This is a genomic window from Metabacillus indicus (assembly GCF_046603695.1).
GTDB lineage: Bacteria > Bacillota > Bacilli > Bacillales > Bacillaceae > Bacillus_P > Bacillus_P indicus.
On record NZ_CP176757.1, the window covers coordinates 1970854 to 1985798 of the forward strand.

A 14945-nucleotide genomic window follows, 5' to 3' on the forward strand; every position below is an offset into this window, starting at 1 on the left:
GTACGAATGGCTGAATACAGAGAAATAATCACGAAAGCGGTAGTTGCGAAAGGCAAAAAGTTTACTCAATCCACCCACAGCATTGCTCCTTCGCAAAAGCCGACAAGCATTCTGGGCGGCTGGCTGATCAACCATAAATATGATGCGAAAAAGGTTGGGAAAACAGTCGAGGTAGAAGGTACTTATGACATCAATGTCTGGTATTCGTATGCAGACAATACGAAAACAGAAGTTGTCACAGAAAAAGTTTCATATGTTGACGTCATTAAGCTGAAATATAAAGATAACAACTTTCTTGACGATGAACATGAAGTGATTGCAAAAGTGATGCAGCAGCCTAACTGCATGGAGGTTAACATTTCTCCTAACGGCAGCAAAGTTGTCGTTTCAGCTGAGCGTGAGTTTTTAGCAGAGGTTGTCGGAGAAACAAAAGTGGTTGTTGCAATCAACAACGAAGGCTTTGTTGAATCAGAAGAGGACTGGGAAGAGGATCTTGACGATGAGTTTGAAGACCTGAATCCTGAATTTCTTGTAGGCGGAGACGAAGAGTAAGAGGAAACTGGGGAGAATTATCTTCCTGGTTTTTTCTTTGGCAAAATCTCGAGCTTCTAGTATTCCCCAAACCAAAAAAACAGGTTTGTATGCTATAATTAAGGTTGTTTTGAAACGCAAGGTAATGGGGGATTACAATGGCAGCATATACGCCGATGATACAGCAATATTTAAAGATAAAGGCAGAGTATCAGGATGCCTTTTTATTTTTTCGCCTTGGCGACTTTTATGAAATGTTTTTTGAAGATGCAAAGAGAGCATCTGCTGAACTTGAAATCACACTGACGAGCAGAGACGGAGGCAGTGCCGACAGAATTCCAATGTGCGGCGTTCCATATCACTCTGCACCAGGATATATTGAAACATTGATTGAGAAAGGCTACAAAGTGGCCATTTGTGAACAGACGGAAGATCCAAAACAGGCTAAAGGTGTTGTACGCAGGGAAGTTGTGCAGCTGATCACACCGGGAACAGTCATGAATGGCAAAGGCCTTCAGGAAAGAGAAAACAATTACATAGCATCTGTATCCGAGTTCTCATCCTGCTACGGATTTGCTGTTACGGATCTGTCTACCGGAGAAAATCAAGTCACTCTTTTAAACGGATTTGATGAAGTGATCAGCGAGATGTATTCTCTGAATGTAAGAGAGCTTGTCGCAGATCCTGATTTTCCTCAGGATGCACTTAAAAAGGTGACAGAGAGATCGAAAGTGACGATTTCTTTTCAGTCTGCAGAAAAATGGGATGCTTTTTCCCCCATTATGGAACACCTGACAGATGACCGGCTGAAAGAGACATTTGGCAGGCTGTGCACTTATCTGCAGAAAACGCAGAAAAGAAGCCTCGATCACCTGCAAAAAGTAAAAGTGTACAAGCTTCAGGATTTTATGAAGATTGATATCTATTCAAAAAGAAATCTTGAATTGACAGAAACGATCCGATCCAAAGGCAAAAAAGGATCGCTCCTATGGCTGCTTGATGAAACGAAAACGGCCATGGGCGGACGGATGCTGAAACAATGGATTGACAGACCGCTGCTGTCTAAAACGGAAATAGAAAGCCGACTCGATACGGTTCAATCGCTGCTGAATCACTATTTTGAACGCGAGGATCTCAGAGAGAAACTGAAAGAAGTGTACGATCTTGAACGTCTTGCAGGCAGAGTCGCTTTCGGCAGCGTAAATGCAAGAGATTTAATTCAGCTGAAGAAATCACTTCAGCAGGTTCCTGCCATTAAAGAAGTTCTTTCTGGAATCCATCACGCTGCGCTTCGTGAAATAGAGCACAAGATTGATCCCTGCACAGAGCTGTGTGAATTGCTTGACGCTGCACTTGTTGAAAACCCGCCTCTTTCAATAAAAGACGGAAACATTATGAAGGACGGGTTTCATGAACAGCTTGATCAATTCAGGGATGCAAGCAGAAACGGGAAGTCATGGATAGCGGAGCTTGAACAGCAGGAGAGGGTCCGCACTGGCATCAAATCACTGAAAATCGGATACAATCGTGTGTTCGGATATTATATTGAGGTAACCCGTGCAAATGCTCATTTACTTGAAGAAGGAAGATATACACGCAAACAGACACTTACGAATGCTGAACGGTATATTACTCCTGAACTCAAGGAGAAGGAAACACTCATTCTTGAAGCAGAAGAAAAAATGGTTGATATCGAATACCAGCTGTTTACTGAACTGAGAGAACAGGTCAAACACTTTATTCCTAACCTCCAGTCTCTTGCCAAGTGCATAAGCGAACTGGACGTCCTGCAGTGTTTTGCGGTCATCAGTGAAAAGCGCCATTATACAAAACCTGTGTTCTCAGATGGCGAACTGTTCATCAAAGACGGAAGACATCCGGTTGTTGAGAAAGTGATGAATTCACAGGAGTATGTTCCAAATGACTGCTATTTCTCGAACGATCGCGGCATGCTTTTAATTACGGGTCCTAATATGTCCGGTAAAAGCACATATATGAGACAGGTGGCTCTGACGAGTATTCTTGCTCAAATCGGCTGCTTTGTTCCGGCTTCAGAGGCGGTGCTTCCGGTCTTTGACCAGATCTTCACAAGAATTGGGGCTGCCGATGATTTAATATCAGGACAAAGTACATTTATGGTCGAAATGCTTGAAGCCAAAAATGCGATTGTTCATGCGACAGGCAAAAGCCTGATTCTGTTCGATGAGATCGGCAGGGGAACATCCACATATGACGGCATGGCATTGGCCCAGGCAATTATTGAGCATATTCATCACCATATTGGAGCAAAAACACTCTTTTCCACGCACTATCATGAGCTTACAAGTCTTGCAGAAGAACTGCCTATGCTTCAAAACGTTCATGTATCAGCGGTTGAAGAGAATGGGAAAGTTGTGTTTCTTCATAAGATTAAAGAAGGTCCTGCAGATAAAAGCTACGGAATTCATGTGGCAGAACTGGCAGAACTCCCCCAGAACCTGATCAAAAGGGCAAAAGAAATTCTTGAAGGACTGGAAGGAGAACAAACGAGCAAAGTTCCTGCAGCCGTACAGGAAAATAGGGAAACCTTTGAAAAAACGGATGATGCCCAGCTCTCTTTCTTCAATGAGCAGCCAGCCAGAAAAGAAGGCGGCAGGCAGGCTCCAAAAAAAGATCTTCTTGTGCTTGAGCAAATCCGGGCCATCAATCTGCTTGAAATGACGCCGCTTGATGCAATGAATGAACTGTATCAGCTGCAAAAAAAATTAAAATAGCTGGAAGGTGAATAGGATGGGGAAAATAGTCCGCCTAGACGATTCACTATCAAATAAAATCGCTGCCGGTGAAGTAGTAGAGCGTCCGGCTTCTGTCGTGAAAGAACTGGCAGAAAACAGCATAGATGCCGGAAGCACCGTGATTGAAATTCACGTGGAAGAAGCCGGCCTTGCAAAAATCCGCATTATCGACAATGGGGAAGGCATTCAGCCTGAAGATTGTCTTAATGCTTTTCACAGACATGCGACAAGCAAAATAAAAGATGAGAATGACCTGTTTCGAATCAGAACACTTGGTTTCCGGGGAGAAGCCCTGCCGAGTATCGCTTCCGTATCGCATATTGAGCTCAAAACAAGCACAGGCGACGGAGCAGGAACACGAATGGTTCTCAAAGGCGGAAAAGTGGAAGTTCACGAAGCAGCCTCAAGCAGGAAAGGCAGCGACCTCACTGTCTCTAATCTGTTTTTCAATACACCTGCACGGCTGAAATATGTAAAAACAGTTCATACAGAGCTCGGGAATATAACAGATGTTGTGAACCGTCTGGCTCTGTCCAATCCAAATGTATCATTCAAGCTGACTCATAACGGAAAACAGCTGCTTCATACGAGCGGCAACGGGGACGTGCGTCAGGTCATTGCCGGCATATACGGCCTTCCGATTGCTAAAAAAATGATCCCAATCCACCTTCAGTCCCTTGATTTTGAAGTGACAGGCTTTATATCCCTGCCTGAAATCACAAGGGCCTCGAGGAACTATATTTCTACTATCGTAAACGGAAGGTTCATCAAGAACTACCCGCTTGCAAAAGCGATTCAGCAGGGATACCACACGCTGCTTCCAATCGGCAGGTTTCCCGTTGTTTTCCTGGAGATCAGCATGGATCCGATTCTTGTGGATGTCAATGTGCACCCCGCTAAAATGGAAGTGCGCCTGAGCAAGGAAGCGGAACTGAATGAGCTTATTATAAATGGAATAAAAGAGTCTTTTTCAAAGAAACAGCTGATACCTGATGCTGCCCTGCCGAAACGAAAAGAAAAAGCGGCTGAAGAGCAGCAGTCCTTTATGTTCAGTCATGCTGAAAAGAAGACAGGCATCGGCTCCGATCAGCCGGTCCGAACAGAATCATTTTCCGTACAGGCCTCAAATCCGGTACGGGAAGAGAAGCCTGCTGCCCCTTTTGTGGTAGAAGCGGAGGAAGACTATGCTGCTGATCATGAACCTGAAAGGGATATAGAGCAGCCGGCAGTTGAGGAAGTGCGTTCAGAACAGCTCATCGATCAATCCGGGGAAGAAACCCGCGTGCCGGTTCTTTATCCAATCGGTCAAATGCACGGCACCTACATTCTCGCTCAAAACGATAATGGACTCTATATTATTGATCAGCATGCCGCACAGGAACGAATTAACTATGAATATTTCAAAGAAAAAGTTGGACAGGTAGCTTCAGAAGTTCAGGAACTGTTAGTTCCTATCACGCTGCACTATTCAGCAGATGAAGCAGTCATTCTGGCTGAGAAGATGCCTGAGCTTGCCCAAGTGGGGATCTTCCTTGAGCCCTTCGGCGGGAACAGCTTTATTGTCAGGTCCCACCCTCAGTGGTTTCCAAAAGGCGAAGAGGGAAGCATTATTGAAGAAATCATTCAGGAAGTGCTCGATCACAGGCAGGCGGATATTAAAAAAATCAGAGAAGAAGCAGCCATTATGATGAGCTGCAAAGCAGCGATTAAAGCAAATCATCACCTGCGCCACGATGAAATCTTCGCGCTGCTTGAAACGCTCAGAAAAACAGCCGATCCCTTTACATGTCCTCACGGCAGGCCGATTATTATTCATTACTCAACGTATGAGATGGAAAAGATGTTTAAGCGTATTATGTAAAAGTGAAAAGACAATCATGCCCTGCACAGTTATCTGTGCAGGGCAAACTTTTATACCTATCCCAGAAAAAACGGCACGTCTGCTATCGATTATTTCTCTCAAAAAGAAGTTCGAAAAAGAAACCAGCATAAATAATCACTGAGAATCCGCAGTATTCAATCACTGGATCTGTATTAGGCGTCTGGTTTACCATCATAGTCAGCTCCCTTATCATCTTGACCTAGGGGGCAGCCATTTATCAAGGAATTCAGGCAACTGGCCCTCTGAAATGGTGACTCCTGTATGCCCCTTCTTACTCAATAAAAAAGTCTTGTCTTTACTTGAAGCATGTTCAATAATGGGTCTGCTCTGATTTTCCGAAACGAGCTGATCATCTTCTCCGCAAATAACAAGAAGATTGCAGGAGATGTTTTTAAGTTTAACCTTCCTGTTCATGATGGAGAGTTTACCTTTAATCAGACTGTTCTTCTTTGCTAATTCTAAGACTAAGTCTCTGATAAAAGCACCTGGCATAGGCAAGTATGAGTTTGCCCATTTGTTGAAGCGAATCCATTTTTGTATATAAGCTGGATCATCTGTTCTTCCTAAAAGAGCCAGGTATGGTGAAAAATATACTGGAGAAGTCAGCAGCCGCATTCCTGCTTTGACCTCTGAAGCAGAAATTAATCTGCTCCATTCGGTCATCTGATTAATATCAGTTTCATCCGCTGTTCTTAGTTCAGATAACCATTTGCTATAAACATTTGTTTCTTCAAAATCTATGGGTGCAGCATATAAAATGAGATTTTTTATCTTTTCCTCCGCAATGGAAGCATATATGGCCGCAAGTGTTCCTCCCAAACAATAGCCGATGACTGTTAAGTTCTCAGCTTTTGAATGCAATAGAGTTCTGTTTGCCGCTTTTTGAACGTATTTTGCGACATAATCCTCTAATGAGTCATCTTTATCCTCATAGCCGGGCTCTCCGAATTCAAGTAGATATACATCAAATCCCGCATTCACAAACGACCCAATGACGCTTTTGCCGGGAATGAGATCTAAAATATCCGGTTTATTTACAGGAGAATATATAAGGAATAGAGGTGTGTTAAATTTTCTTGAATGCGTTGGGTAATACCACAGCGTTGTTTTATTTAACTGCCATACAGGATTTCTACTTAAGCCTGTTGGGCTGATCTGTGTCAATTCAGCAGAGCTCCTTTCTTATTTTTTCTTGTTTTGTTGCACAAGACTTTTCATCTCATTAAGCTTTGCATCAATCTCCAGAAGTTTTTCCTCGATAGAATCAATCTTTTCTTCCGTTTTAATCACCAATTTAGCTGTATTTGCTACATCATCTTTGCTTGGAAGGTTATGCGCCGAAGAGAAATTGCCTAATAGTTTCTGCAGTTCTGTTTTTTTCTGGGTGTTGAATACCAATCGACTAAAATCTTTGTCATTAATTTTTTCCTTAATAGCATGATTGAGATTTGACTCTAACTGAAACCCGGCTTTTTTAACCAAGTCTTTCAATTGCGGATTTTTCTTTTTCCCCATCTTATATCCTCCTTTATAAGTGAAGTAATGAGAAAATACAGGTGAAATCACCTGTATTTTCGAGAGTGAAGTGAAAGGCAGATTCTCTTTGTTCCTGAATCTTATTAATAGATTATGTTCGACAAAAAAATTAGATTGGGTCAATTTATCATGGCAATTGCTCATTTTTTTAAAAAAAATTGGAAGTTCTATTTGCAGAAAAGTCGAAAAATGTGTTTTTGCAGGAGGTTATATCCCCATACGTAAAAATTTGTCGTGAATATGATGGAGTAAACAGGAAGGAGAGATGGTCATGATCAACCGCAAAACAACTGATTTATTTGTCAAAATGCTTCTCGATAAGTATGGATTAGAAACAAAGCTGAAAGCTATTCCGGAGGATAAGAAAAAACCTCTCAGAGACATGGTCACTGAGCTGAATAGCCAAGTTGAGGATTTTCTAAGCAATTTAAAATCAAAAACTGAGAAAGGGGGGAAATAACATGGGAAGAAACAGAGTCATTTTTTCTGACTGCGCAGGTACTGAAGAAGTTGCAGGCGAAATGGATATGGGCGGCAGCGGCATTGGAAATGCGAATGGAGTATCTCAAAGAGCAAGACAATCTGTTCAAGCAGGTCAGCGTTCAACTGAGAAAATCAGTATTGTTGATTCTACAGATGTAAATGTACTGACAATTGATGTTCAGGCTGCACTTGCGCTTCAGGCTGCTATTCAAGCTGCAATTGTTCTCATTATCAGACTTTCGTTTGCTGATGATATTGAACAGGCTGACCGCTTCAGTGAAGAATTATTCCAATTCACAAGTATTGATCAAGTAAATGAGCAAGAAATTCTTATCAAAGATTCTCATAACGTTAACGTAGGAGCATTAGATCTGGATCTAGTTATTACAATTCAATTACTAATTCAAGTATTGGCAGCTCTTGCACTAAGCTTAGATATCCTATAAAGCTCGTTTAAAAGGGGTGTTCCTGTTTCTGGGGACACCTTAATACTGTAAAGGGATTGATAATTATAAAAATAGGTAAAAGAATTAGAGAACTAAGAGAAACGAGAGGTATACCATTAGGATGTATGGCTGAAAGTTTAAATCTCTCTGTTTCTCACTTATTATCTATTGAAAGAAATACAAGAAGAGCAACCTCAAATGAGATTGCAGACATTTGTCGCGTGCTTGGTGTAAAAAGATATGAACTATATGCCGATACTATAGATTATTTGTAGCAAAAAGAAGAATGCCGGTTAGGCTTCTTCTTTTACATCAGTCAAACTGACTGCAGCTGCTTCCATACTTAACGACGTCATAAATGGATCTGCCGTCAGACGAATGTGTCTCTGAATACTTAAATGGCAGAAGCGAGAAGAAAACAAAGTAAACAGAAAAATAGACAAACTGATAAAAGAAGATGTGCGGATTCAGCAGCCCTGCATGAATCATAGAATTAACGATAATGATGGAGGCCAGGTTGAAGATGGATCCACCTGCATATACAAGGACGTGTGTCCATTTGCTATCCCATTTCAATCGTTCATACTGACAAAAAGAGTCCAGAAAGTAATATTGATTAATTTGAAGCTTTCCGACTCTGAGCAGAAGTTTTCCTCTCCCTAATGTAAAAAAAGCCTTTCCTCCAAACAACCAGACAAAGACAAAATGCCCAAGCTGATGAATGAAGGCAACGATGGGCAAAACAAAAAAGAAAGCCCAGAAAAAAGTAATCATATCCTCAAGCTGAAACAACGGGCATGCCCCTCTCATTAGAATTACCTTTTAGTTTCCCTGTTTTTCTTTGTTAAAACGGCATATTGAGATATTTATGACCCTCGCTTGCTTTCTTTCATACTTTGATAAAAAGCTTGAAAGGAAGCTGCCTTATGAAGGAAATGAATGTTCGGGAGCCTCTGCCTGTTCCCCATGCTCACTTTTATCAGGGAGTGACAGAGGAACAGGAAGGTCACACGCATGCCCTGCTTGGATTTTCTAAACCTCTCAACGGCACGTCATTTGACAGGCATTACCACTATGTAGAAGGGGTTACCACGTTTGACAACAATCATTATCATCGCTTTTATGTAAAGACCGGACCGCCCATTCCAATGCTTGACGGCACACACTATCATCTGTTTGAGGGGAAAAGTTACAGAAACTACACAGAAGCAGAGCCGACTCAGTTTGGAGGGGTTGTATACTCTCCGCAGCAGAAAAAGGTTCATCAGCATTTGTTCAGCGGAAGAACGAGCGGTCCGATCGGATATTAATCCATTCAGGCCGTTTGAGGGTGCTGATATCTGGAAATAATAAACTGGTATTCAATGATTTAAAGTGATAAGATGTTGAAAAGCGGATATAAAGCAAGAAAGTGTGATTACAGATTGAAGAAAGAAAAACTGCTCGTGATAATTGGACCGACCGCGGTCGGGAAAACAAAGTTGAGCATTGAACTTGCCAAAAGGCTGAACGGTGAAATTATAAGCGGGGACAGCATGCAGATCTACCGCGGGATGGATATTGGGACGGCAAAAGCTGCACCGGATGAAATGGATGGTGTGCGCCATCACCTGATCGATATTAAAGATCCTGATGAGTCGTTTTCCGCCGCTGAATTTCAGGAATTAGCACGTCCACTTATCACCGATATTCACTCAAGAGGCAAGTTTCCAATCATTGCCGGCGGGACAGGCATGTATATTCAGTCTGTTATCTATGATTATCAGTTTACAGAACAGGCATCGGATCCTGAGTACAGGCAGATGCTTGAAGAAGAAGCTGAAGCCAGAGGCAATGAATTCATACACAAGAAACTGTCTGATGCAGATCCGGAATCAGCTCAAAGAATTCATCCGAATAATGTGAGGAGAGTCATCAGGGCTCTTGAAATCTTCCGCTGCACCGGCAAAACGATGACAGAGTTTTTAAACGAACAGGAGAAAGTGCTGCTTTACGACCTTGTCATTGTCGGGTTAACGATGGAGCGAAGCGAGCTCTATGAACGGATTGATCACCGAGTTGATCTTATGATGGAGCAGGGGCTGCTGGCTGAGGCAAAACAACTGCATGAGAATGGAATCCGTGACTGTCAGTCTGTACAGGCCATCGGTTATAAAGAGCTTTTCGCTTATTTTGACGGGAAGTCTTCTCTCGAAGATGCAGTGGATCAGCTGAAACAGAACTCCCGCCGCTATGCGAAGCGCCAGCTTACATGGTTCCGCAACAAAATGGACGTGGAATGGTTTGATGTAAGCAGCCCGCATGATGCAAATGACAGATTCAATGAAATTTTCACTTATATAGCAGGAAAGCTTCAATTAAGCTAGAATACATAAAACATAGAGAAAAGAGGAGGACGAAACATGAAACAAACAGTCAATATCCAAGACCAATTTTTAAACTCAATGCGCAAAGAAAGTACATTTGTAACGGTGTACCTTCTGAACGGATTTCAGCTCAGAGGCCTTGTTAAAGGATTTGACAACTTTACAGTCCTGCTGGAAACAGAAGGCAAGCAGCAGCTGATTTTCAAACATGCGATTTCAACGTTTGCGCCTCAGAAACATGTTTCCCTTGAAATAGAATAGTCAGTTAAAATCAGCCTTCATATGCGGAGGCTGATTTTTTATTTGTCTTGTTTCAAAGAGTCTCCTGATGATCAGGAAATGGATTTATTTCTCGGGAAAGCGCAGAATCCATCAATATTCAGCAATATTCTCTCCGCGGAAAAATAATTTCATCTTTTAGATAGGCATTTGTCACGATTTTGCCCCAAGCAACGTATAGTAATAAAAGAATGTGAGGTGAACATCTTTGGATCAAGCAGTCACATTTAAAAACAACGGGCAAATTAATGTGATTCTTAGCGGCCAGAAAAAGGTCTATCATGAGCGAATCAGCGAAACAGCCACATATGAACTGAAAATCCCCAAAACAGAACCGCAGCATGCCATATTAAATGAAATTGAAGCAGAGCTGAATACGCTTGTAGGCATGGATGAACTGAAGCGGATGATTAAAGAAATTTATGCATGGATTTTTATTAATAAAAAGCGGGAAGAACAGGGGCTGAAAGCAGGAAAACAGTCTCTTCATATGATGTTCAAAGGAAATCCCGGCACAGGGAAAACAACAGTAGCCAGATTGATCGGGAAATTATTTTTCCAGATGAATGTGCTCTCAAAAGGCCATTTAATTGAAGCGGAACGGGCAGATCTTGTGGGAGAATACATTGGACATACCGCACAGAAAACACGGGACCTGATTAAAAAGTCCCTTGGAGGCATTCTTTTTATAGATGAAGCCTATTCCCTTGCCCGCGGGGGAGAAAAGGACTTTGGGAAAGAAGCCATTGACACTCTCGTTAAGCATATGGAAGATAAACAGCATGAATTTGTTCTCATATTGGCGGGCTATTCCAAGGAGATGGATCATTTTCTTTCATTAAATCCCGGCCTGCATTCCAGATTTCCGCTCGTGGTAGATTTTCCGGATTATTCTGTTGAACAGCTGATGGAAATCTCAAAGCGCATGATGAAGGAAAGAGAATATTCATTCAGCAAAGAGGCTGAATGGAAATTCCGCGAGCATCTGAATGACATGAAAACAAACCTTGCCCCGTCAAAATTCTCAAATGGCAGGTATGTCAGAAATATCATTGAAAAATCCATCCGCTCCCAGGCGATGAGACTTCTAACAGCGAATCAATTGGGACGGGACGAACTTGTCACGATCTTGAGTCAGGATCTGGTGATTAAAGAATAAACATAAAGGACAAAAAAAGCCGCGGCTGCGGCTTTTTTCAATGGTGGATGGAGCGGTTTGGAAGCTGCCATTTGTTTGTATAGGAGAGAACTCTGCAAACAACGAGCAGAATAAATAGAGTATAAAGCTGAAAAGGTGACTGGGCCAGATCAAATCCGATAATTAGGCCTGCAAGGACAGCCCACACAGCATAAATTTCTGATCTCAGTACGAGCGGTTTTCTTCCAGCCAGCAAATCCCTGACAATACCGCCGCCGCTTCCTGTCAGTACTGCAGCCACAACAACTGCACTGATCGGATGATTCATCTCAGCAGCATACAGCGCTCCTTGAATAGCGAATGCCGAAAGTCCGATCGCATCGGTGAAATTTCCCCACTTCTGCCAGTGTTTAAGCAGGTTGTTGGGGAATAAAAACACGGTCGTCATGGCAACAAGAGCGATCTGAAAGAGTGTCCCCTGCTCCCATAAAGCCGAAACCGGCACGCCGATGAGAAGATTTCTGATGGCTCCTCCTCCAAATGCGGTGACAATGCCAAGAATATACACCCCGAGAATATCATATTCCTCTTCCATCGCAACAATGGCGCCGCTCACTGCAAAAGCAATTGTGCCGATGATGCTTAATACTTCCCACGTCATATATGTATCCCCTTTTTCATAAATGTCAGATATCTTTAATTAGAAGCGGCTGCATGAAAGCAGCCGTCTTGATTTTATATGCGTATCCGCTTTAATGCAATCCTTTTCTTTTAAAATAGTCTTCGAATCGTTCCTATGTGCGTAAAAACGTAAAGCATTAGTGGATTCTTTGTTTTTTTGGTATGATAAAGAAGCAAAATTATGAGTAAAAGGATGGTACCCGTTTGAAAGAGACAATGAATACCGGGAGTGAAAAAGTCATTCTGGTCGGCTGCCAGCTTCCAAAGACAGAAGATGAAGCGTTCAGTTATACAATGAGCGAGCTTGCCTCCCTTACTAAAACAGCGAACGGAGAAGTGCTCGTCCAGCTGTCGCAGAAGAGAGAGCGCATTCACCCGGCAACATACATAGGCAAAGGCAAAGTTGATGAACTGCTTGCTCTTTCAGAAGAGCTTGAGCCGGACTTAATTATATTTAATGATGAGCTTTCTCCAAGTCAGCAGCGCAATCTGTCGGCTGCCCTTGATGTGAAAATTATTGACCGCACACAGCTGATACTTGATATATTTGCGACGCGGGCAAAATCAAAAGAAGGCAAGCTTCAGGTGGAGCTTGCGCAGCTTCAGTATCTTTTGCCGAGGCTGAGCGGACAGGGAATCAATCTTTCAAGACAGGGCGGCGGAATCGGCACGAGGGGGCCGGGCGAAACGCAGCTTGAAACAGATAGAAGACATATTAGAACCCGCATACATGAAATTAAGATGCAGCTTGCTGCAATTGTCAGCCACCGGAACCGCTATCGTGAAAGAAGAAAGAAAAATCAGGCTTTCCAAGTAGCTCTGGTCGGCTACACAAATGCCGGGAAATCGACATTGTTTAACCGAATTACAGACGCGGGCACATTTGAAGAAGACCTTCTTTTTGCCACACTTGATCCGATGACAAGGAAGATGACACTTCCATCGGGCTATCAGGCTCTTTTAACAGATACGGTAGGATTCATTCAGGATCTGCCGACAACGCTTGTTGCAGCGTTCCGCTCTACACTTGAAGAAGTGAAAGAGGCGGATTTAATTCTGCATGTTGTCGACAGTTCAAATGAAGATTACGTCAATCATGAAAAAACGGTCTATAAACTGCTGGAAGAACTCAAGGTCACGACGATTCCGGTTTTAACGGTATATAACAAGCAAGATAAGCAGTCGGCTGGCTTTGTTCCTTCACCGAAAGGCGAGCATGTGCTGATCAGCGCTTTTTCGGATGCGGACATTGCAAAACTGAAACAGAAGATCCAGTCGTTTTCAATGGAGCTGATGGAAGAATACAGCATTGATGTGCCTGCTTCAGAAGGCAAGCTTCTGGCTTCATTGAAAACAGAAACCATGGTAGGGCACTTTGCCTTTAATGAAGAAGAAAATCATTATGAAATACAGGGACACTTCCTGCCGGGACATGCAGCTTCCGGCCAGATAGAGATGTATAAGAGAAAGGGAAACAAACATGTTTAACCAATTGAAATACGGTGATAAGCTTGCGCAGCTTGCTGCAGAGGCAGAAGAAAAAATCAGAGATACCCACAAAAAAATTGATGAACGAATGGAAATGAACCAGTTCCGGGTTCTTCAAAGCTACAGAGACCATAGAGTGAGCGACTCACATTTTATCCCGACTACAGGATATGGGTATGATGACCATGGAAGGGATACGCTGGAACAGATTTATGCGGATGTTTTCGGCGGGGAGTCAGGGCTTGTAAGGCCGCAGATCATTTCAGGCACCCATGCCATCTCCATTGCCCTGTTTGGAGTGCTCCGTCCATTTGATGAACTTCTATACATAACGGGAAAGCCTTATGATACCCTTGAAGAGATTGTGGGCATCAGAGGAAGCGGCACCGGTTCTCTAAGTGAATTTAAAATCGGCTACCGGGCTGTTGAACTGAAAGAAGACGGCGGCATAGATTATGATGCCGTCGGTGCTGCCATTACAGAAAAGACAAAGATGATCGGCATTCAGCGCTCAAAAGGATATGCCACAAGGCCATCTTATACTCTTGCAGAAATTAAGCAGATGATTGACTTTGTCAAATCCATTAAGCCTGATGTTGTTGTCTTTGTCGACAATTGCTACGGTGAATTTGTTGAAGAGCTTGAACCTTGTCACGTCGGTGCCGATCTTATGGCTGGTTCGCTTATTAAAAATCCGGGCGGCGGACTTGCGAAAACAGGCGGTTATATCGTTGGGCGCAAGGATCTGGTGGAAGCATGCTCCTACCGGATGACATCACCTGGTATTGGGGCTGAGGCAGGCGCGTCCCTCTACAGTCTTCAGGAAATGTATCAGGGATTCTTCCTTGCTCCTCACGTTGTTGCCCAATCTTTAAAAGGTGCAGTGTTTACGGCAGCGATGCTTGAACTTGCAGGGCTTAAAACAAACCCGTCCTGGGATGCAGTCCGCACAGACCTTATTCAATCTGTCCAGTTTGAGCAGTCTGATTTAATGGTTGCGTTTTGCCAGGCCATACAATATGCATCACCGGTCAATTCGCACGTGACGCCATATCCGAGCTATATGCCGGGTTATGAGAACGATGTCATAATGGCTGCAGGAACTTTTGTACAGGGAGCAAGCATAGAACTCTCTGCAGACGGGCCGCTGCGTCCCCCGTATACAGCTTATGTGCAGGGCGGATTAACGTATTCTCATGTGAAAATTGCCATCTGTTCTGCTCTTGATCATCTTTTGGACAAGAATTTAATTCGTCTGTAATCGGATATAAATCCAAATGTCATTTTTCCTAACATAGTGTTGACACATTATATGACATGGAATATAATAAGATTAAGTTA

The 14945-nt window shown here is 42.9% G+C and carries 16 protein-coding genes; 12 read left to right on the top strand and 4 right to left on the bottom strand.

The window, feature by feature from the left end; translation table 11 throughout:
- Positions 1–6 precede the first annotated feature (6 nt).
- The 3 genes from cotE (at position 7) to mutL (ending at position 5166) form a co-directional block, all read left to right on the top strand.
- Positions 7–552: an outer spore coat protein CotE gene (gene cotE / locus ACK1LH_RS09840; protein ID WP_029281170.1), complete on the top strand. Its 546-nt coding sequence runs from the start codon at positions 7–9 to the stop codon at positions 550–552.
- Between the two features lie 137 nt (positions 553–689).
- Positions 690–3284 carry a DNA mismatch repair protein MutS gene (gene mutS, locus ACK1LH_RS09845; protein ID WP_411335009.1) on the top strand — a complete coding sequence of 865 codons (2595 nt, stop codon included), beginning with the start codon at positions 690–692 and terminating at the stop codon, positions 3282–3284.
- Positions 3285–3300: 16 nt separating this feature from the next.
- Positions 3301–5166 carry a DNA mismatch repair endonuclease MutL gene (gene mutL, locus ACK1LH_RS09850; protein ID WP_029281166.1) on the top strand — a complete coding sequence of 622 codons (1866 nt, stop codon included), beginning with the start codon at positions 3301–3303 and terminating at the stop codon, positions 5164–5166.
- A gap of 210 nt (positions 5167–5376) precedes the next feature.
- Here the strand turns inward: mutL and ACK1LH_RS09855 are convergent, their stop codons facing one another.
- Complete coding sequence (locus tag ACK1LH_RS09855) at positions 5377–6351, bottom strand: alpha/beta fold hydrolase (RefSeq protein ID WP_035206531.1); 975 nt, start codon at positions 6349–6351, stop codon at positions 5377–5379.
- Positions 6352–6369: 18 nt separating this feature from the next.
- Positions 6370–6702 (bottom strand): hypothetical protein, encoded by a 333-nt coding sequence (locus ACK1LH_RS09860; RefSeq protein WP_411335010.1) that lies wholly within the window; start codon positions 6700–6702, stop codon positions 6370–6372.
- A 292-nt stretch (positions 6703–6994) separates the two neighbouring features.
- Between ACK1LH_RS09860 and ACK1LH_RS09865 the strand changes: the two genes are divergently transcribed.
- The 3 genes from ACK1LH_RS09865 to ACK1LH_RS09875 are packed head-to-tail and all read left to right on the top strand — an operon-like array spanning position 6995 to position 7927.
- Positions 6995–7183, top strand: a complete 189-nt coding sequence (locus ACK1LH_RS09865; RefSeq protein WP_029281161.1) for a hypothetical protein — start codon at positions 6995–6997, stop codon at positions 7181–7183.
- Between the two features lies 1 nt (position 7184).
- Positions 7185–7652, top strand: coding sequence for a spore coat protein (locus tag ACK1LH_RS09870; RefSeq protein ID WP_051827089.1), 468 nt, complete (start codon positions 7185–7187; stop codon positions 7650–7652).
- A gap of 56 nt (positions 7653–7708) precedes the next feature.
- Entirely contained in the window at positions 7709–7927 is a 219-nt protein-coding gene (locus ACK1LH_RS09875) for a helix-turn-helix domain-containing protein (RefSeq protein WP_139015475.1), read from the top strand.
- A 37-nt stretch (positions 7928–7964) separates the two neighbouring features.
- Here the strand turns inward: ACK1LH_RS09875 and ACK1LH_RS09880 are convergent, their stop codons facing one another.
- Positions 7965–8444: a hypothetical protein gene (locus ACK1LH_RS09880; protein ID WP_029565654.1), complete on the bottom strand. Its 480-nt coding sequence runs from the start codon at positions 8442–8444 to the stop codon at positions 7965–7967.
- A 134-nt stretch (positions 8445–8578) separates the two neighbouring features.
- Here ACK1LH_RS09880 and ACK1LH_RS09885 point away from each other — a divergent pair, with 134 nt between their 5' ends.
- The 4 genes from ACK1LH_RS09885 (at position 8579) to spoVK (ending at position 11456) form a co-directional block, all read left to right on the top strand.
- Entirely contained in the window at positions 8579–8962 is a 384-nt protein-coding gene (locus ACK1LH_RS09885; RefSeq protein ID WP_051827090.1) for a YmaF family protein, read from the top strand.
- Between the two features lie 75 nt (positions 8963–9037).
- Positions 9038–10018 (top strand): tRNA (adenosine(37)-N6)-dimethylallyltransferase MiaA, encoded by a 981-nt coding sequence (miaA, locus tag ACK1LH_RS09890; RefSeq protein ID WP_411335011.1) that lies wholly within the window; start codon positions 9038–9040, stop codon positions 10016–10018.
- Between the two features lie 36 nt (positions 10019–10054).
- Positions 10055–10279 (top strand): RNA chaperone Hfq, encoded by a 225-nt coding sequence (hfq, locus tag ACK1LH_RS09895; protein ID WP_029281151.1) that lies wholly within the window; start codon positions 10055–10057, stop codon positions 10277–10279.
- A gap of 226 nt (positions 10280–10505) precedes the next feature.
- Complete coding sequence (spoVK, locus tag ACK1LH_RS09900) at positions 10506–11456, top strand: stage V sporulation protein K (protein WP_029281149.1); 951 nt, start codon at positions 10506–10508, stop codon at positions 11454–11456.
- A 37-nt stretch (positions 11457–11493) separates the two neighbouring features.
- Here the strand turns inward: spoVK and ACK1LH_RS09905 are convergent, their stop codons facing one another.
- A complete protein-coding gene (locus ACK1LH_RS09905) occupies positions 11494–12096 on the bottom strand; it encodes a trimeric intracellular cation channel family protein (RefSeq protein ID WP_029565657.1) in 603 nt (200 codons plus the stop codon).
- 236 nt (positions 12097–12332) lie between these two features.
- On the opposite strand from ACK1LH_RS09905, the gene hflX reads away from it, so the two are divergent.
- Together hflX and ACK1LH_RS09915 are read left to right on the top strand one after the other, a co-directional pair.
- Positions 12333–13604 carry a GTPase HflX gene (gene hflX / locus ACK1LH_RS09910; protein ID WP_029565658.1) on the top strand — a complete coding sequence of 424 codons (1272 nt, stop codon included), beginning with the start codon at positions 12333–12335 and terminating at the stop codon, positions 13602–13604.
- Positions 13597–14865 carry an aminotransferase class I/II-fold pyridoxal phosphate-dependent enzyme gene (locus tag ACK1LH_RS09915; RefSeq protein ID WP_203290186.1) on the top strand — a complete coding sequence of 423 codons (1269 nt, stop codon included), beginning with the start codon at positions 13597–13599 and terminating at the stop codon, positions 14863–14865. The genes hflX and ACK1LH_RS09915 overlap by 8 nt, the downstream gene beginning before the upstream one ends.
- Positions 14866–14945: the final 80 nt, after the last annotated feature.

What these genes read in the sequence shown, in the direction of transcription:
- cotE (WP_029281170.1), top strand. Translation starts at nt 7, where the DNA reads ATGGCTGAATACAGAGAAATAATCACGAAAGCGGTAGTTGCGAAAGGC.
- mutS (WP_411335009.1), top strand. Translation starts at nt 690, where the DNA reads ATGGCAGCATATACGCCGATGATACAGCAATATTTAAAGATAAAGGCA.
- mutL (WP_029281166.1), top strand. Translation starts at nt 3,301, where the DNA reads ATGGGGAAAATAGTCCGCCTAGACGATTCACTATCAAATAAAATCGCT.
- ACK1LH_RS09860 (WP_411335010.1), bottom strand. Translation starts at nt 6,702, where the DNA reads ATGGGGAAAAAGAAAAATCCGCAATTGAAAGACTTGGTTAAAAAAGCC.
- ACK1LH_RS09865 (WP_029281161.1), top strand. Translation starts at nt 6,995, where the DNA reads ATGATCAACCGCAAAACAACTGATTTATTTGTCAAAATGCTTCTCGAT.
- ACK1LH_RS09870 (WP_051827089.1), top strand. Translation starts at nt 7,185, where the DNA reads ATGGGAAGAAACAGAGTCATTTTTTCTGACTGCGCAGGTACTGAAGAA.
- ACK1LH_RS09885 (WP_051827090.1), top strand. Translation starts at nt 8,579, where the DNA reads ATGAAGGAAATGAATGTTCGGGAGCCTCTGCCTGTTCCCCATGCTCAC.
- hfq (WP_029281151.1), top strand. Translation starts at nt 10,055, where the DNA reads ATGAAACAAACAGTCAATATCCAAGACCAATTTTTAAACTCAATGCGC.
- ACK1LH_RS09905 (WP_029565657.1), bottom strand. Translation starts at nt 12,096, where the DNA reads ATGACGTGGGAAGTATTAAGCATCATCGGCACAATTGCTTTTGCAGTG.
- hflX (WP_029565658.1), top strand. Translation starts at nt 12,333, where the DNA reads ATGAATACCGGGAGTGAAAAAGTCATTCTGGTCGGCTGCCAGCTTCCA.
- ACK1LH_RS09915 (WP_203290186.1), top strand. Translation starts at nt 13,597, where the DNA reads ATGTTTAACCAATTGAAATACGGTGATAAGCTTGCGCAGCTTGCTGCA.